The sequence below is a fragment of the Streptomyces sp. NPDC111520 genome, from assembly GCF_055635295.1.
Window position 1 is genome coordinate 238,719 of record NZ_JBVKBW010000011.1, and the last position, 17,650, is coordinate 256,368.

The window sequence follows — 17,650 nt, forward strand, 5'->3', positions numbered from 1 at the left end:
TGAGCGCCATGACGCCTTGGCGGGTTCGTGATCTGGAGGAAGGCGACCTGGACCAGGTCGTGCGGATCTGGGAGGAGTCGCGCGACACGGCCGAGGATCCCGCGGTGACCCTGGCGGAGGTGGTCGGGGCGCTACGCGTGGGGGCGCCCGCGGTGGTGGCGGTGGTCGGTGACCGGGTCGTGGGGGCCGCCGTGTCGTCGACGGCCCAGGAGCGCGCCTGGGTGCTGCGGCTGGCCATCGCCCGGCAGTGGCGGCACCACGGGATGGGCTCGGCGCTGCTGGCCGCCCTGGAGGAGAGCCTCGGCCAGACGGGGGTGCGCCGGATCGGGGCGCTGTTGCCGGCGGGCGAGGTCGGCGAGCAGGCGTTCCGGAACTCGGGCTACTCCTTCCGCCCCGGGCTGGGCTACTTCGAGAAGCTGGTGTCGGCCGACTCCGCGGAGGCCATGCTGCTGGACCAGCTCGGTGGCGCGGTCCCGGAGGAGGGGCTGTGGGACCGCATCGCGGGCATGGCCGCGGAGAAGACGCTCATCGAGCGGCGGCTGGTGCTGCCGCTGGAGAACCCGGGGGTCGCGGAGCGCTACCGCCTCGTCCCGCCGCGTGCCGTGGTCCTGTTCGGTCCGCCGGGCACGGGCAAGACGACCTTCGCGAAGGCGGTGGCGTCCCGGCTGGCATGGCCGTTCATCGAGGTGCTCCCGTACCGGCTGGCGGAGGACGCGCACGGGGTGGCGGACGGGCTGCGGCGGTTGTTCGCCCGCGTCGAGCACCTGGAGCAGGTGGTGCTCTTCTTCGACGAGGCGGAGGAGATCGCCTCGGAGCGGCAGGACCCGTCCACCCTGGCCCACCGGGTGACCAACGAGCTCCTGAAGCTCATCCCGCAGTTCCGGCGCGGCGAGCGCCGGCTGCTGATCTGCGCGACCAACGCGGTGCGCTCGCTGGACCCGGCCTTCCTGCGCCCCGGCCGCTTCGACTTCCTGATCCCGGTCGGCCCGCCGGACCCCGCGGCCCGCCGGGCCATCTGGGTCCGCTACATCGGACCGGACCGTGTCACGGACATCGACCTGGACGCGCTGGTCGAGGCCAGCGACCGCTTCACGCCGGCGGACATCGAGTACGCGGCCCAGGCCGCCGCGCAGACCGCCTTCGAACGGCACCTGGCGACGGATCCGCGCACCACGGCGGATCTGACGCACCGCACCGAGGACTACCTGCAGGCCGTCGCCCGCACCCGCACCACGCTCACGACGGAGGACATCCGCGCCTTCGACCACGACCTGCGCTCCGCCGCACGCGTGTGAGGCCCGCGGGGCCCGGTGGACGGCGGTGAACGCTCCGCGCCAGGTTCGTGGCCGGAACCGGCGGACATCCGCGATGTGCGGGCGGCGTCCCCCCTCGGGGCCCTATGGTGATCGTGGGTCGGCAGATACGCGCTCCCCCGTCCGTGTCTGCCGGCCCGCCCTGTCTTGGGGGGCCCGGCGGGTGCCGGGCCCCGAGGAACGTCAGGACAGCTCGGGGACGTCGATGCGGTCGATGTCCGGGGCGTACCCGGTGCCGCTGTCGAAGGTGACGGTGTTGGCGCCCGCCTTGAGCGTGACGGGGACGCTGACCGTCTCGACGGTGCCCCAGTCGCCCGTGGAGGCGAACCTGTGGGCGGTGGCGGCGCCGCCGTTGGCGGAGACCTGGACGGTGCGGGCGTCACCGCTCACGTAGGCGACGTCGACCAGGTAGGTGCCGGCCCTCTTCACCACGACGTCGCCGAAGGTGAGCGAGCCCCCGAGGTAGAGGTTGCCGGCCTTGCGGCCGCCGGAGCAGGCGGAGCAGTCGGCGAGGGAGGCGTTGCCGGCCAGGGTGTTGCCCGGGGCCTCCGCCTCGTAGCCGGTCGTGCGCACGGCGGGGCCGTGCGGGGTGACGGTGAACAGGCGCGAGCCGTGCGCGGGGAGGGACGCGGTGACCTTGTCCTTGACGGCGCCGAGGTTCTCGTGGTTCCACAGGTCGCGGACGAGGGCGCGGCCGGAGAAGCCGAGCGAGGTCCAGTCGGCGGTCACGGCGGCGGGGGCGTCACCGAGGTTGAACAGGGCGACGGTGTAGCTGCCGTCGGCGTTCCTCGCGGCCCAGACCTGCCGGTCGCCGGCGGGGGTGACCGGGCGGGCCGGGCGGGTGCCGGACTGGTTGAGGGCGATGACCTCGCGGTTGGTCAGCAGGGACAGCCCGTAGTCGTCGAGGCGGGTGAGGTCGTCACCGGTGTACAGCGGGGACTTGGCGATGGCCCACAGCGTCATGTAGGTCTGCCGCTCGGCCTTGGTGAGGCCGTCCATCCTCCCGTGGCCGACATCGAGGGAGTCCAGGTCGTTCCAGCCGCCGGGACCGCCGTGCCGGCTCCACGCCGCCGCGTCGTCGAAGCGGTCGTCGACCGAGTTCTCCCAGCTGACGAGGGTGTCGCAGTAGCACTCGACGTCGGTGTCGATGCGCCAGCCGTTGGAGAGCTTCTTCCAGTCGGCGACGTGGCCGATGTCCAGCGACCAGGACAGTTCGAGGTGGATGGTGCGGCCGGTGGCGGCGATGGCCTTCTGCCAGGCGGCGATGTCGGCGCGGTTGTCGTAGTTGTCACCGCTCTTGAAGGAGCCGGGGCCGACGCCGTCGATCTTCAGGAAGTCGTAGCCCCAGTCGGCGATCATCCGCGCCTGGGAGTCGACGTACTTCTGCGCGCAGGGGTTCGAGAAGTCGATCTTGTAGGAGCTGTCCCAGCCGTTGGTGGTGCGCAGGTCGTCGTAGACGATGTCGGCGGTGGTGCAGTCGGTGGTGTTCCAGATCGGCAGCTTGCCGTCGCCGTACCCCTCCTTCTCCAGGCCGACGGGCAGGTAGATGCCGGCCTTGAGCCCCTTGCCGTGGATGTGGTCGGCGACCGCCTTCATGCCGCGCGGGAAGCGCTCCGGGTCGGGGGTCTGCCGGCCGTACGCGTCGAACTCGGGCTTCCAGCTCTGGTCGCGCCACCAGCCGGCGTCGAGGTTGACGTAGCTGTAGCCGTACTTCTTCAGCTTGGCGGCGAGGGCGTCGGTCTGCTTGAGGACGTTCGCCTCGGTCAGGTAGCTGTAGTCGCCGGTGGGGTTGAGACCGGGGTACTTCGAGGACTGCATGCTCCAACTGGACCAGCCCATGTAGGGCTTGGCGGCGACCTGGTGCGCGGTGGCGGTCGTCGCGGCGGGCGCGGCGTCCGGGCCGACCGCTCCGGCCGCGGGGACGGCCGCCGACACTCCGGCGGTGAGGGCCAGGACGAGCAGCGTCCTGGTGGCGGTCGAGGACAGGGGGGAGCGCGAGGGTGACCGCATGGGTCGGGCCTCCTGGGGGTGGGGGGTACGGCGGGTGGGGGGTACGGCGGGTGGGGTGCGGGGGCCCGCGGCGGTCAGCCCTTGCCGGAGCCGATGGTCAGGCCGCTGATGAACTGCCGCTGGAGCGCGAAGTACACCAGCAGGGTGGGGATCGCCGTCATCAGGGCGCCGGCGGCGATGAGGTTGGGGTTGGTGAAGTACTGGCCCTGAAGGTTGGCCAGGGCCGAGGTGATGGGCCGCTTGTCACCCGTCTCGATGAGGGCGAGCGGCCAGAAGAAGTCGTTGTAGATCCAGATCGACTCCAGCGTGGCCAGCGCGGCGAAGGCCGGCCGGCACAGCGGGAGGATGATCTGGAAGAACTGCCGCCACACCGGGGCGCCGTCGACGAGGGCGGCCTCGGAGATCTCGCCCGGGATCGTCTTCATGTAGTTGCTCAGCACGAAGGTGCAGAAGCCGCACTGGTAGGCGATGTGGATGGCGATGATGCCCCACGTCGAGTTGTACAGCAGCAGCGAGTCGCTCATCCACGCCGGCAGCGGCACCAGCAGGTAGAGCCGGTAGAGCGGGGTGATCAGCACCTGCGCGGGCAGCAGGTTGCCCGCGGTGAAGAGCATCAGCAGCGCGATGTTCCACCGGAAGTCGAAACGGGAGACGAAGAAGGCGACCGCGGCGGAGAACAGCAGGGTGCCCAGCACGGACGGGACGGTGATGAGGACCGAGTTCCAGAAGAAGTGCGGCATGCCGGACTGGTTCCAGGCGTCGGTGTAGTTCTGCAGGCTGATCCCGCGCGGCCAGGACAGGTAGCCGTGCTTGCTGGTGTCCGCGTAGGGGCGCAGCGAGGTGTACACGGCCCACAGCAGCGGCAGCAGCCACAGCAGCGCGATGGTGGCGAGCATCAGGTGGCGGCCGGTCTGCCGCGGGGGCTTCGAGGCGCCGCCGCCGTGCGGCGGTTCGTCGCGGGGGCGGGCCGGGGTGACGGGCGGGGCGGCGGTCGTGGTCACCGGTCCTCCTTGCGGAAGGTCTGGACGAGGAAGGTCCCGATGGCGGCGAGGGAGACCAGGAGCAGGACGACCGCGAGGGCGGAGCCGTAACCGATGTGACTGGACTCGCCGATGATGTTGTCGGTGATGAGCAGCGACAGCAGTTCCATGCCGGGCTTGCTGCCGACGCCGCCGCCGAGCACGTAGACGACGTCGAAGGCCCGCAGGGACTCCATGACGGTGACGACGAGGATGATGACGTTGACCGGCTTGAGGGCGGGGAAGACCACCTTCAGGAAGGTCTGCCGGCCGTTGGCGCCGTCGAGGGCGGCGGCCTCCTTCAGGGCCGGGTCGAAGCCCTTCAGCCCGGCCAGGTAGAGGATCATGATGTAGCCGGTATGCCGCCAGGCCGAGGCGACCAGGACGGCCCACAGGTTGAGGTCGGGGTCGCCCAGCCAGTCGACGTGGTGGCCGGGGGCCACCGCGCCGAGAACGCCGTCCAGCAGGCCGGTGTCGGGGTTGTAGATGATCTCCCAGATGAGGCCGACGACGGCCAGCGAGAGCACCATCGGCAGGAAGATCGCCGTCTGGTAGACCCGGGTGAAGCGGAGCTTCCGGTCGAGCTGGTAGGCGAGGAAGATCCCGAACGGGGTGGGCAGCAGCGCGGTGAAGAGCAGCCAGATGACGTTGTGCCGCACCGCCGGCCAGAACGGCGGGTAGTTGGTGAGGATCTGGTGGTAGTTGTCGAGCCCGACCCAGTGGATGTCGGACAGGTAGATGCCGTCCCAGCTGGTGAAGGACAGGCCCATGGAGGCCAGGGCCGGCAGCCAGACGAAGACCAGGAGGGCGAGCAGCGGCACGCCGACGACGACCGTCAGGAACAGCCGGTCACCGGGGCCGAGCCGGCGGGGGCGGCGCCTGGGCGCCGCGGTGGCGGGGGCCTGCGGCCCGGGGACGGGGGGTGCGGTGGGGGACGCGGAGGGCACGGTGATCCCGATCCGGTCAGGAGGTGAAGAAGCGCGAGCGCTGCGACTCGATGCGCTTGAGCAGGGCGGCGCCGTCGTCCGGGTGGCCGAGCCACTGGGTGAGTCCGGGCAGGACGACCGTGGAGATGAACCCGGGGTCGCTGTCGCGGTCGGCGAACTGGGTGATGTGCTTGGCGGAGGCGATGAGTTCGGCGGACTTCTTCTGCAGCGGGTTGTAGGAACCCGTGTCGGCCTGCGCGTGGACGGCCACGTTGCTGGGGTCGACGCCCATGTAGAGGCCCTCGGCCTTGGGGCCGCCGAGGAACTCCAGGAGCTTCTTGGCGCCCTTCTCGTTCTTGGGACGGCGGCTGAGCATGAAGCCGTCCGTGGGCGCCTCGACGGCGTCCTGGCCGTTGGCCGGGTCGATCTCGGGGAAGGGGAAGAAGTCGATGTCGGCGCGGAGCGCCTCGTCGGAGACCTGCTGGCCGAGGAAGAGGCCGATGACCGCCATGCCGGACTTCTTGTCCAGCAGTGACTGGGCCGCGTCCTGCCAGGAGCGTCCGCCGGCGCCCTGCTGGTAGTAGGGGCTGATCTCGCGCCACAGGTCGAGGGTGGTGGCGGCGCGCTTGTCGGTCCAGGAGACCTCGCCCCGCATCAGGGACATGTGGAACTCGTAGCCGTTGGCCCGCAGGTTGAGGTAGTCGAAGGCGCCGAGGATGCTCCAGGCGTCGCCGCCGCCGTAGCCGGAGGCGATCGGGGAGAGGCCGTCCTTCTTCATCCGCTTGGCGAGCGCGGTGAACTCGGACCAGGTGCGGGGCACGGTGTAACCGCGCTCCTCGAACAGGCTCTTCCGGTAGAAGACGCCCCAGGGGTAGTTGTACAGCGGGACGAAGTAGAACTTGCCGTCCTCGCCGCGGGAGAGCTGCTTGGTGGCCTCGCCGAAGCCGCCGCCTATCTTCTCCCACACGTCGTCGAGCGGGGTGGCCAGGCCCTTCTTGGCGAAGTACTGCATGCGGTATCCGGCGAACCAGGTGAAGACGTCGTCCGGAGTGCCCTGCAGGTAGCTGGAGATGCTCTTCTGGAAGCTGTCGTGGTCGACGGTGTTGGTCTTGACCGTCAGGCCGCTCTCCTTGGCGAAGGCCTTGGTGACCGCGGCGTAGGCGGACTTGGGCGTGGCGTCGGCCCCGTTGGACCCGAAGGTCACCGTCTTGGGGCCGGCCGCCGCCCCGCCGCCGCAGGCGGTGAGGAGGGGGGCGGCGAGCGTCGCGGCCCCGAGCCCGAACAGCCCGCCGACCACGGTGCGGCGGCTGGGCTGAAGCGCGGTCGGGACGGTGCGGCTCTGCAGCGTCATCGCTACTCCTAGTACGTGTCTGATCTGATGAAGGACTGGATCGCGGTGGCCGCGGCCCCGCGCGCCCACTCCTCGAAGGGCAGCGGCCGCGTCCGCAGGTCGCACTGCCCCGCGGTGCCGAAGGCGGAGGCGGCGAACGCCTCGAGGATCTGGTCGGCGAACAGGTCGTGGGCCACCAGGCCCTCGCCCGAGATGATCACGCGTTCCGGGCCGAAGAGGTTGGCCACCGAGCCGATGGCCCGGCCGATCGCCTCGCCGGCCCGCGCGTACACCTCCCTGGCCCCCGGGTCTCCCCCGTGGGCCAGTCGCAGCGCCTCGGCGGCGTCGGCCACGGGGGTGCCCGTCGCCTCGCGGACGGCGCGGACGATGGCGGGGTCCGCCGCGATCGCCTCCACGCACCCGCGGTTGCCGCAGTGGCACAGGGGTCCCGCCGGGTCGATGGACAGGTGGCCGATCTCACCGGCCACCCCGTACGCGCCCGAGACGACGCGCCCGTGCACGACCAGGCCGCAGCCGATGCCGGCGCCGACCGTCACCACGGCGAAGTCGGACAGGCCCACGCCGGCGCCGAACCACTGCTCGGCGACGGTGAGCGCCCTGACGTCGTTGTCGACGGTGACCGGCAGGCCCGTGGTCATCCCCGCCAGTTCGGCCAGCGGGACGTCGCGCCAGTCGAGGAACGGGGAGTAGCGCACCACGCCGCCGGCCCGGTCCACGTCGCCGGAGACCGCGATGCCCAGGCCGCTGACGGCGACGCCGAAGCCGTCGGCCTCCGCCAGCAGTTCGTGCACCAGCGCGGCCGCCGACTCCAGGACGGCCCTGGGGCCGGGGGCGGGCAGCGGCACGTGGCGGGAGGTGCGGATCCGGCAGCACAGGTCGGTGAGCACGCCGATGATCTCGTCCCCGGTGATCTTGAGGCCGATGAACAGCGCCCGGCCGCCGTCCACCCGTACGGGGTTGGCCGGCCGTCCCAGGGAGGGGCGGGCCTCCTCGTCCACGTCCTCGACGAGGTAGCCGGCCTCGATCAGCGGCCGGACCGCCTTGGTGACCGCGGCCGCGGACAGCCCGGCACGCCTGGCGACCTCGGTGCGGGTGAGCGGACCGTGGCACAGGACGGTGGTGAAGATCTGGGCGGCGGCCGGCGTGTGGGCCGGGAACGCCTCCCCCTGCAGGATCGAGCGCATGGCCGGGAACCTAGGTGGGTTCTTTTCTGCTGTCAATAAAAGAATCAAGGTTCCTCGGAAGTTGCCTCCGTGAGGTGCCCTCAGCTTGAAAAGGCCGGATCAGGGTGGGTGTTGACATCTGATCCAAGGTAAGGATTGGCTGCCGACTGTTCCCCGGCACCACCCGAACGTGAGGACCCATGCCCGTGATCTCCCATGCCCCGGACACCGGGATCTGGCTGCTGAGCACCCCGCGCACGTCGTACGCGCTGCGCGTCGACGCCACCGGTGCCCCCTGCCATGTCGCCTGGGGCCCGCGGCTGACCCTCGACGAGGCCGCGGAACTCGCCGTCCCCCCGGGGCCGGACGCGAGCAGCTTCGAGGGCCGGCCCCCGGTGGGCGAGGAGCTCCCCGTCGACGGCGGGGCCCGGTTCGGGCCGCCCTCGCTCCAGGTCCGCTTCGCCGACGGGAACCGGGCCTTCGAGTGGCTCCCGGTGGGACACGAGGTACGGGAACCGGCGCCCGGCACGGCGGAGTTGTCGCTGCGGTTCCGCGACCGCGTCCACCCGCTGGAGGTCACCCTGCGGTACCGCGTGCACGACGACAGCGACGTCATCGAACGCAGCACCGTCCTGCGCAACGCGGGCGACCGCGAACTCACCCTGCTCCGGGCCGACTCCGCCGCCTGGAGCCTGCCGCCCCTGCCCGGCTACCGGCTCAGCCACGTCACCGGCCAGTGGTCCGCCGAGAGCCGGCTGCGCCGGGACCTGCTGCCGTACGGCGAGACCGTGCTGACCAGCCGCCGCGGCATCACCAGCCACCACGCCAACCCCTGGGTGATGCTCGACGCGGGCGACGCCACCGAGACCCACGGCCGGGTGTGGAGCGCCGCGCTGGCCTGGAGCGGCAGTTGGCGGATCACCGCGCAGCGCACGCACGACGGCCGGGCCGGCTTCACCGGGGGCGCCGGGCACGACGGGACGGGCCTGCCGCTCGCCCCCGGCGAGGAGTTCAGCACGCCGGTCTTCGCCGCCGTGTTCACCGAGGGCGGCTTCGGCGCCGCCAGCCGCGCCTGGCACGCCCACACCCTGGCCCATGTCCTGCCGCACCCGCGGGAGATCGCGCCGGTGCTCTACAACTCCTGGGAGGCCACCGGTTTCGACGTCGACGAGGCCGGCCAGGCGGCGCTCGCCGCGCGGGCCGCCGCGCTGGGCGTGGAGTTGTACGTCGTCGACGACGGATGGTTCGGTGCCCGGCGCGACGACCGCGCGGGCCTCGGCGACTGGACCCCGGCCGCCGACCGGTTCCCGCACGGGCTCGCCCCCCTCGCCGACGAGGTGCACCGGCTCGGGATGCGCTTCGGGCTGTGGGTGGAGCCGGAGATGGTCAACCCCGACAGCGACCTGTACCGCACGCACCCGGACTGGGTGCTGCACGTCCCCGGCCGGACCAGGACCGAGCTGCGCAACCAACTGGTCCTCAACTTCGCGCGGCGGGACGTCGCGGACTGGGCGTACGGCTGGCTCACCCGGCTCGTCGCCGGGAACGGCGTCGACTTCCTCAAGTGGGACATGAACCGCGCGTTCAGCGAGGCCGGCTGGCCCGGCCGCGAGGACGGCGCGGACCGGCTGTGGACGGGGTACGTGCACAACCTCTACGGGGTGATCGACCGGCTCCGCGCCGACCACCCGCGGCTGCGGATCGAGTCCTGCAGCGGCGGCGGCGGCCGGGTGGACCTCGGCATCCTCTCCCGCACCGACCAGGCGTGGCCCTCGGACAACACCGACGCCGCCGACCGCGTGGCCATCCAGCACGGTTACGGCCAGGTCTACCCGGCGCGCACCATGGCCGCCTGGGTGACCGACGTGCCGAACCAGCTGACCCACCGCACGGTGCCGCTGCGCTTCCGCTTCCACGTCGCCATGGCCGGCCTGCTGGGCATCGGCGGCGACCTCGGCCGCTGGTCCGAGGAGGAACTGGCGGCCGGCGCCGAGCTGGTGGCCGAGTACAAGCAGGTCCGGCACCTCGTCCAGCACGGCGCGCTGCACCGGCTGCGCGAGGGCGGCGACGAGGGTCCCACGGTGGTGGAGTACGCCGCCCACGACGGGAGCGAGGCCCTGGTGCTGGTCTGGCAGAGCGTCCGGCGGCACGGCGGTCCGCAGGGTCCGGTGCGGCTGGGCGGCCTCACGCCCGGCGCCCGCTACCGCGACGCGCGCACCGGGACCGTCCACCACGCGGCCGTGCTCGGCGGGTACGGGTTCACGCCGGACCTGCCGCCCGGGGACTGGGCCAGCACGGCGGTCCACCTGGTCCGCGTCGCGGAGCGGGACGAGCAGTGACCGCCCGGCGGCGGCGTGCCGCGCCCCGCGCATGTGGGCAACTGCACAAACCCGCAGCTCCCGGAGCTTGTCCGGTGTGACGTGACACCGTCAAGGTGAGCTCCGTCCCGCGTCCCGAAGTCCCGCCGGCCCTCTGCACGTTCCTCACCCGATCATCGAAGGGCGTTGCATGTCCCACCGCTTCAGACGAGCACGCTTGACGGCGCTCGCCGCCCTGTTGTCCACGATCGCCGCCGCACCTTCCGTCGCCCACGCCGCGGATCCGGACGCCCCGGCGTCCCGGTCCGCGGCCCGGGCGGCTCCCGCGGCGCACTCCCTCACCCTCTCCGACGGCTCGGTGCTGCGCTGGTCCGACGACGGGTCGGGCACCCTGACCCGCAAGGACGGCACCACCCGGGCCTTCCCCGTGGTGGCCCCCCAGGGCCGCACCGCGTTCGGCGACCCGCTGACCCCCTCGCCCGGGATACTCCAGGCCAGGGCCGACGCCGCCGCGCTGACCCCGTACAGCGTGGGCGCGTCCACGGGCGCCCGCTCCGCGGTCCGCCCCCGCACGATGAACTCCGGCGCCGTGCGGCTCCCGAAGGAGGTCCTCGCGGCCGTCGGGGGCATGGGCGACCGGAGCGCGGCCCGTACCACCGCCCCCTCGACCGCCGCCAAGGACCTGCCCGCCAACGAGGGCCTGACGACGTCCTTCCAGTCGTACCTCAACGCGGGCGGTGTCAACGCGGTCGGTGCCTTCCAGGACACCGCGACCTACCTGCGCGCGCTGCCCGGCGAGGGCCAGATCGTCACCAACGTGTCGCTGGGCGACCTCACCGACCAGGGCATGGCCGACGCGGGCGACGAGTACGTGCGCCTCAACGGCCCCACCACGGTGCTCCGTGACGGCAAGCGCTACCTGGACTTCCCCTCCCTGCCGCTGATACCGACCTTCACCAGCGACAACAAGGGCCGTCTCGACCCCGCCGGCAGCATCGAGGGCCAGGACCCCAACCTCGCCGAAGTGCTGCTCGACTTCTCGATGATGGCCCCGCTGCCGCACGACCGGCAGCGCCCCGAGGCCACCGGCAGCGGCGCCACCGACCTGCTGGGCATCGCGCCCGGCGCGCAGTACCGGCTGGTGATCCCCGAGGAGCCCTCCGCGGTGGGCATCGCGGCGGCCCTGCGGGCCGCGGCCGCCCAGAAGCCCCGGCCGGACGTCATCACCGCGAGCCTCGGCTTCGGCACGGACGGCTCGATCGGCTTCCCCTCCCGGTGGCTGGAGGACGACCCCGAGATCAGGGACACCCTGCGCTCCATCGTGGACTCGGGGATCGTGGTGGTCGTGTCGTCCAACGACGGCACCCGCCTGGGCCTGCCGGTGTCCGTCGGCCCCGACGGCGGCAGCACCCCCACCGACCTGACGTCGAGCAGTCGCGCGCAGACGTCCATCGACGACGTCGCGCCCACCACCACCCCCACCCTGGTCCGTGACACCGGGGTGATCGCCGCCGGCGGCACGACCGTCGACGACACCCTGAGCTCGGACGACGTGCGCACCGCGGTCTACCCGACGACCCGCTACAACGGATCGGCCGGCTACTCCTCGGGGTTCGGCACGCGGATCGACCTGGCGGCGCCCGGCGACAACCTGCCCTCGCTGATCCACACCCCGGAGGGACCGGGCGTGGTGCTCAACGGCGGCACCTCCGCCTCCGCCCCGATGATCGCCGCCGCGGCGGCCAACGTCCTGGCGGCCGCCGAGGCGACCGGGCAGGAGCTCAGCCCCCGCGAGGTCAGGAAGCTGCTGGTCGACACCGGCCGCCCGATCGCCCAGCCCCCGCAGGCCGACCGGGAACTGCGAATGGGCCCGCAGCTGGACGTCACGGCGGCGGTCGAGAAGGTGCTCGCCGAGCGCCACGACCTCACCCCCGCCGCGGTACGGCTCTCCGTCGCCGAGCGCCAGTTGCTGTCGGTGAGCCCGACGACCTCCTTCGTCGAGGCCACCGACCCCTCCGCCATCGACCTGGCGGGCCCCGCCGACGCCTGGGGCAACCCGTCCGGGCAGAACGCCGTCTCGCCCCTCACCTTCGGCCTCGACCTCACCGGCGCCCACCGGAAGTTGACGTACCGTCTGCGCGTCGGCGACCACGGCACGATCCCGTCCGCGGGCCCCAGCCTGCGTGTCCTGCCGCGTGAGCTGCTGGGCGCCGCCGGCCTGCCCCTGGCCTCCGGCGAACCGCGCTCGGTGCAGGCGACGTTCGAGGCGCTCTCCGGGAACAAGGTCGTCGCCTCGACCGGCAGGCGGCTCACCTTCGGCGCCGCCGACGGCACCTATGTGCAGCCCAAGGCCCCGACCGCGCCCGGCTCCTCCCCGCTGGGCAAGCCCGTCACCGTGCACTACGACCTCACCGGCCTGCGCGACACCACCGCGCCCGAGCTGGTGCTCTCCTCGGTCGGTCACTGGACGCCCTTCACCACCAGCGACAAGTGGCGTGCCCAGTGGCGCACCCCGCTCACCGGCACCAAGGGCACGGTGACCATCCCCGCCTCGGCCTTCGAACCGGGTGGCGCCGGGCTCTACGGCATCGGCGTCACGCTCTACGACGGCCAGGTCTTCGGGGACTTCCGTGCCCTGCGCGTCGGACCCGGCGCCGACCAGCGGCCGCAGGCGCCGCTGCTGGGGCAGGGCACGTCCGCCACGGCGCACGCCGTGGAACTGAGCCGGCCGGCACCGAAGCTCACGGTCGCCTGGGACGCCTCCTCGGTACGGCACGCCGACGGCGCCGCCATCGAGTTCCTCACCCCGGCGCCCACGCTGTACGGGGCGCTCAACACCGCCACCAACCAGAACGGCAGCGGCCGCGACGACAACGGCGTCGACCACGCCTCCACCCTGCTGCGGCCCCTGCCGTCGGTGAAGGGCCGGACGGTGCTGGACCTGAAGGCGCTCGGTCTGCCGACCGGACTGCAGTACCCGGTCCGGATCCTGCCCACCCGGAACGGCAAGCCGGTGGGGCAGGCGTCGCCTACGTCGTTCCTGCAGTACCTCGACGGCGACACGGTCTCCGGCACCCTGGAGAACATCGAGGTCAGCGGCGGCAAGGCGCTGCTCGCCACCGACGAGTTCACCGAGGGCGAGGACGGCTGGATCCACCTGGCGGCCTCGGCCACCACCGCGTACTCGCTCAAGGACGGCACCCTCGGCACCACGGTGTCCCGCGAGACCGGCACCTCGATGATGCAGGAGGTGCTGGGGGCCGACCCCCGCACGGGACACACCCTCATCGGCCACCGGCCGTTCGACGGCGGCGTCCTCCCCGAGGTCGACCTGCGCGACACCGCGACGGGTGGGCGCGTGAGGCTCAGCACCCTCGACCCGGGCACCGGTTCGACGTCGGTGTACTACCAGGGCGGGGTCGTCGACCCGGCCCGTCACCGGGCGGCCGTGACGACCTTCGACGGGGTCACCGGGGTCGCCTCGCTGTGGACCGTCGACATGACCACCGGCAAGGTCTCCGCGCCGATCGCGCTCAACGCGGACAACCCGGGGCGCGCCTTCGGCAACGTCTCCGTCGACGCGTCGACCGGCACCTTCTTCGTGGCCACCACCGGCACCATGGGGCCCTGCCTGTCCGGGCGCGTCCCCTACTGGGCCGTCTCGGTCGACGCCGGCACCCGCGAGGTGTCGCCGCTGACCACCATGCCGGCCTGCACCGCCGGGCTGCTGCCCGACGGCAAGGGCGACCGGGTCTACGTCGCCGCGGGGCCCGCCACCCCCAGCTACACCACCGGCGAGTTCCCCACCGCCACCTGGCGCGCGGCCGACCAGAAGAGCCTGGCCACCGGTGCCCCGGCCGACCTGGGCACCCGGGGCGTCATGTGGCCGGCGCTCGACACCCGGCACCACGTCGCCGTCGTCGCCCACCTCTACGAGGAGGCCACGACCGGCGACAACAACGCCCTCAGCGAGATCACCGTCCTCGACCCCGACACCGGCAAGGTGCTCTCCCGGCACCCCGTCGCCAACCTCGTCAACTCCACCCTCAGCACCAGCAACTTCGACTTCACCAGCCGGCGCGGCCTGTTCCTCGACCCCGCCACCCGCACGGTCTTCCTGGTGAACCCCTGGGCCAACGGGCTCCAGCGCCTCACCTACTGACCGACGGCCCACGGGGCCGGGTCCGCCACGCCCGACGCGTGCCGGACCCGGCCTCCCGGTCGTCCCGCAGCAGGTGTGTTAGGTTGATCGCGTTGCAGTTTTGGTACCCATGAACTTCTTGTGCACCTGCCGGGATGCGACCGCAGGTGCATTTTTTGTTTTTCCGGTCCTTCCGGAGGGGTCATTGCGGCGACGGAAGTCCGCAAAGTGCGGCCTTCGTTTACTGCTCCCTAAGGAGATCCCCATGGCGACCGGTACCGTGAAGTGGTTCAACTCGGAAAAGGGCTTCGGCTTCATCGAGCAGGACGGCGGCGGCGCCGACGTCTTCGCCCACTACTCCAACATCGCCACCCAGGGCTTCCGTGAGCTCCAGGAGGGCCAGAAGGTCAGCTTCGACGTCACGCAGGGCCAGAAGGGCCCGCAGGCCGAGAACATCCTCCCGATCTGACCCCTCGGGAAAGCAAGGGGCCGGCACCTCACGAGGTGCCGGCCCCTTCGCGTTCGGGCCACCGGGGCCGCGGCACGGCGGCCTGCCCACCGCCGCCCAGGCGCCCCGGGACCGAGGCCCGCTTCCCGGAGCGGGTCGGCGACGCGGCCCGATGGCGGTCCACGGGCCCGCGGCGAGCTGACCGCCGCCGGCGCCCCCGATTCCGCCCGCTCTTCTCTTTTCGCAACGCCCGGCCGCCGGAGCTCCGGCATCGGCCGCGCGGCGAACGTGCCCGGCAACGCGCGGGGGAACCGGCCTGCAGGGGCACGGTGATCGCCGCAACGTGGCGGGCCACCCGGCCCACGGTGAGCAGACCGCTGCCGGCGCCCGCGAGTTGACCGGCGGCGGGAAGCAGCCGGGCGGGCGCGGCAACGCGCCGGGGAACCGGCCTGGCGGGGCCCATCCGGCGAGGGCCGCGGTGATCACGGCGAGGTGGCGGTCCACCGGACCCACGGTGAGCAGGCCGCTGTCGGCGCCCACGCGTTGACCGCACGGCGGACATGCGCGGCAACGCGCCGAGGGCGCTGCTGAACGACACCCCACCGCGGAGCCCCGCCGTCCAGGCGCACCCGCGATCGAAGCCCGGATCCCGGCTCGCATCGGCGACGCAGCCGGGCGGAGCAGGCCGGCGGTGGGGAGCGGCCGGGCGGGAGCGGCAAGGCCGAGGGCACTGCTGAACGACACGCCGTCCAGGCGCACCCGCGATCGAAGCCCGGATCCCGGAACGGATCGGCGACGCGGCCGGGCGGGCGCGGCGACCGGCCGGGGAACCGGCCCCCAGGGGCCTACGCGGCGAGGGCCGCGGTGATCGCGGCGAGGCGGCGGTCCACCGGGCCCGCGGTGAGCAGGCCGCTGCCGGCGCCCGCGAGTTGACCGGCGGCGGGGAGCAGCCGGGCGTGCACTGCCTCCAGGGTGTCGCGGTCGCCGAGTTCGACGGCGACCACGGACTGCAGGCAGCTCAGGGCCTCGTACAGCAGGTCGGGAGGCGGCTCGGGCAGGGCCCGGAGGGCCGTCAGGGCCTCGGCGCGGCGGTCGGCGCGGAGCAGGAGGAACGGGGCGGCCCACGGCCGGTAGGGACCCCAGTCGGCGGCCGGGTCGGCGCGTTCGGCGATCCGCGCCACCGGGAGGGTGCCGTCGGCCACGTCGAGGCAGAGCAGCGCGAGCGGGAGCAGGCCCCGTTCGACACCCGGCATCCCCGCGCCCTCCAGCCGTGCCGCGGCGGCCCGGTAGGCGGCCTCGGCCCGCGGTCCGCCGCCGCAGGCGGCCGTGCGCAGCGCGCGGTACCACTGGGTGAACACGCCCGCGAGGGGCAGTTCGTGGTGCGTGGCGAGGACGTCGACCTCGGCGGCGTGCACATCGGCCCCGGCGAAGTCGGCGAGCGCGCTGCGGGCCTGGAGGCGGATCAGGTGCCCGAGCACCTCGTACGTCGTCAGGCCGTGCCGCCGGGCCAGCACCACCAACTCCGCGCCGACCGCGTCCCGCAGCGGCGCGAGGCCCGCGCGGGTGCACTTCTGCATGAACACGCCGTTGAGGGCGAACGCGAGCAGCGCCGGGTCGTCGAGCCGGCGGGCCGTCTCCTCGGCCTGCCGCGCCGCCTGCGGGCCGCGCGGGGAGCGGATGCCGCGCGACTCCACCGCGACGGTGGCCAGCAGCCGGCAGCGGGCCGCCTCGTGGGCGGCCCCGGCGGGCAGGGCGGCCAGGGTGCGCTCGGCGGCGGCGACGATGCGCCGGGCCTGTTCCGGGTCGTCGCCGCGGGTCCAGATCGCGGGCACGTCGTACGCGCCGATCACCCGCGCGGTCAGCTCCGGGTCGCCGGTCTCCTCCGCCGCCTCGACGGCGGCCAGGCGGTGCTCCCGGGCGGCCTCCAGGCCCCCGCCCCCGGTCAGCGCGAGATTGCGGAGCAGGCCCACCGTCGACTCCAGACGAGCGCGGGCCCCGGCGGCGACCGTGCGGTCGTACGCCTCGGCCGCCCGCGTCCACACCCGGGCGGCCGCGTCGGCCGGGTCGGCCGGCGGCGGCGCCTGCGGGTCCAGGCGCGGGTCCTGGGCGAGGACGTCCGCCTCGAGGCGGCGCAGCGCAGGTCCCGGGTCGAGGCCCAGGCCCTGGGCGAGCATCGCCCGGGCCCGGCGCAGCACGGCCAGCGCGTCCCCCTGGCGGCCGGAGCGGTACAGAGCGAGCGCCAGCAGCCCCCAGGCGTCCTCCCGCCACGGGTGCTCGGCCAGGTGCGCGTCCAGGTCGGGCACCGCCTCGGCCGCCAGGCCGAGTTCCAGCCGGGCCACGGCGCGCCGTTCGACCGTGCGCAGCCGCAGTTCCGCGAGGCGGGAACGCTCGCCGCGGGCCCACTCGCGGTGGGCGTACTCGCCGTACGAGGGGCCGCGCCACAGGTCCAGGGCCTCGTCGAGGCGGGCCAGCGCCCGCGCGGGCGGCAGTGCCGCGGCGGCGTCCACGGCGGCCTCGAACCGCCAGGCGTCCACGCTGTCCGGGTCCGCCCGCAGCGCGTAGCCCGTGCCCGCGGTGACCAGCAGCCGGGCGGGGGACCGGGGCCGCCGCTCCGGCTCCAACTCGCGGCGCAGCGCCCCGACGAAGGTCTGCACGGCCCCGACGGCACCGGCGGGCGGCTCGTCCCACAGGTCCGCCACCAGGCGGGACACCGGGACGACGCGGCGCCGCGCCACCAGCAGCCGGGCCAGCACCTCCCGGTGCCGCGGGCCCTTGAGCGCGAGCGCACGACCGTCGCCGTCCCAGGCGGCGACCGGCCCGAGCACTCCGAACACGACCCGCACCCTGCCCACCTCTCCGGCCGTCCTCCCCGGTGCCACGGTACGCGCTGACCGGTTGCTGATTCGCGGGCGGAAGGCTCGGGACGTCCGCCACCGGCGGGCACTCCCCTCCCCCGACCAC

10 protein-coding genes are annotated in these 17,650 nt (G+C 73.4%); 4 read left to right on the forward strand and 6 right to left on the reverse strand.

Going from position 1 to position 17,650, the window contains the following annotated elements:
• Positions 1 to 8: 8 nt before the first annotated feature.
• Positions 9 to 1,295 carry an ATP-binding protein gene (locus tag ACZ7MY_RS26550; protein ID WP_499605434.1) on the forward strand — a complete coding sequence of 429 codons (1,287 nt, stop codon included), beginning with the start codon at positions 9 to 11 and terminating at the stop codon, positions 1,293 to 1,295.
• 201 nt (positions 1,296 to 1,496) lie between these two features.
• Here the strand turns inward: ACZ7MY_RS26550 and ACZ7MY_RS26555 are convergent, their stop codons facing one another.
• From ACZ7MY_RS26555 to ACZ7MY_RS26575, 5 genes are all read right to left on the reverse strand, one after another.
• Positions 1,497 to 3,323 carry an alpha-galactosidase D gene (locus ACZ7MY_RS26555; RefSeq protein ID WP_499605436.1) on the reverse strand — a complete coding sequence of 609 codons (1,827 nt, stop codon included), beginning with the start codon at positions 3,321 to 3,323 and terminating at the stop codon, positions 1,497 to 1,499.
• A 74-nt stretch (positions 3,324 to 3,397) separates the two neighbouring features.
• Complete coding sequence (locus ACZ7MY_RS26560) at positions 3,398 to 4,324, reverse strand: carbohydrate ABC transporter permease (protein ID WP_499605438.1); 927 nt, start codon at positions 4,322 to 4,324, stop codon at positions 3,398 to 3,400.
• On the reverse strand, positions 4,321 to 5,289 hold the full coding sequence (locus ACZ7MY_RS26565; RefSeq protein ID WP_499605440.1) for a carbohydrate ABC transporter permease: 969 nt from the start codon (positions 5,287 to 5,289) through the stop codon (positions 4,321 to 4,323). The genes ACZ7MY_RS26560 and ACZ7MY_RS26565 overlap by 4 nt, the downstream gene beginning before the upstream one ends.
• A gap of 16 nt (positions 5,290 to 5,305) precedes the next feature.
• The gene (locus ACZ7MY_RS26570) at positions 5,306 to 6,619 is read right to left on the reverse strand and encodes an ABC transporter substrate-binding protein (protein WP_499605442.1); all 1,314 of its coding nucleotides are present in this window, start codon (positions 6,617 to 6,619) and stop codon (positions 5,306 to 5,308) included.
• A gap of 8 nt (positions 6,620 to 6,627) precedes the next feature.
• Positions 6,628 to 7,803 carry an ROK family transcriptional regulator gene (locus ACZ7MY_RS26575; protein ID WP_499605444.1) on the reverse strand — a complete coding sequence of 392 codons (1,176 nt, stop codon included), beginning with the start codon at positions 7,801 to 7,803 and terminating at the stop codon, positions 6,628 to 6,630.
• Between the two features lie 179 nt (positions 7,804 to 7,982).
• Here ACZ7MY_RS26575 and ACZ7MY_RS26580 point away from each other — a divergent pair, with 179 nt between their 5' ends.
• The 3 genes from ACZ7MY_RS26580 (at position 7,983) to ACZ7MY_RS26590 (ending at position 14,710) form a co-directional block, all read left to right on the forward strand.
• Positions 7,983 to 10,121 carry an alpha-galactosidase gene (locus ACZ7MY_RS26580; RefSeq protein WP_499605446.1) on the forward strand — a complete coding sequence of 713 codons (2,139 nt, stop codon included), beginning with the start codon at positions 7,983 to 7,985 and terminating at the stop codon, positions 10,119 to 10,121.
• A 196-nt stretch (positions 10,122 to 10,317) separates the two neighbouring features.
• Positions 10,318 to 14,262: a S8 family serine peptidase gene (locus tag ACZ7MY_RS26585; protein WP_499605448.1), complete on the forward strand. Its 3,945-nt coding sequence runs from the start codon at positions 10,318 to 10,320 to the stop codon at positions 14,260 to 14,262.
• 244 nt (positions 14,263 to 14,506) lie between these two features.
• Positions 14,507 to 14,710, forward strand: a complete 204-nt coding sequence (locus tag ACZ7MY_RS26590) for a cold-shock protein (protein WP_326570877.1) — start codon at positions 14,507 to 14,509, stop codon at positions 14,708 to 14,710.
• 824 nt (positions 14,711 to 15,534) lie between these two features.
• Here the strand turns inward: ACZ7MY_RS26590 and ACZ7MY_RS26595 are convergent.
• Positions 15,535 to 17,532, reverse strand: coding sequence for an AfsR/SARP family transcriptional regulator (locus tag ACZ7MY_RS26595; RefSeq protein WP_499605449.1), 1,998 nt, complete (start codon positions 17,530 to 17,532; stop codon positions 15,535 to 15,537).
• Positions 17,533 to 17,650 lie beyond the last annotated feature (118 nt).

Excerpts from the sequence above, each read along its gene's own strand:
- ACZ7MY_RS26550 (WP_499605434.1), top strand. The coding sequence starts at position 9 with ATGACGCCTTGGCGGGTTCGTGATCTGGAGGAAGGCGACCTGGACCAG.
- ACZ7MY_RS26555 (WP_499605436.1), bottom strand. The coding sequence starts at position 3,323 with ATGCGGTCACCCTCGCGCTCCCCCCTGTCCTCGACCGCCACCAGGACG.
- ACZ7MY_RS26570 (WP_499605442.1), bottom strand. The coding sequence starts at position 6,619 with ATGACGCTGCAGAGCCGCACCGTCCCGACCGCGCTTCAGCCCAGCCGC.
- ACZ7MY_RS26575 (WP_499605444.1), bottom strand. The coding sequence starts at position 7,803 with ATGCGCTCGATCCTGCAGGGGGAGGCGTTCCCGGCCCACACGCCGGCC.
- ACZ7MY_RS26580 (WP_499605446.1), top strand. The coding sequence starts at position 7,983 with ATGCCCGTGATCTCCCATGCCCCGGACACCGGGATCTGGCTGCTGAGC.
- ACZ7MY_RS26590 (WP_326570877.1), top strand. The coding sequence starts at position 14,507 with ATGGCGACCGGTACCGTGAAGTGGTTCAACTCGGAAAAGGGCTTCGGC.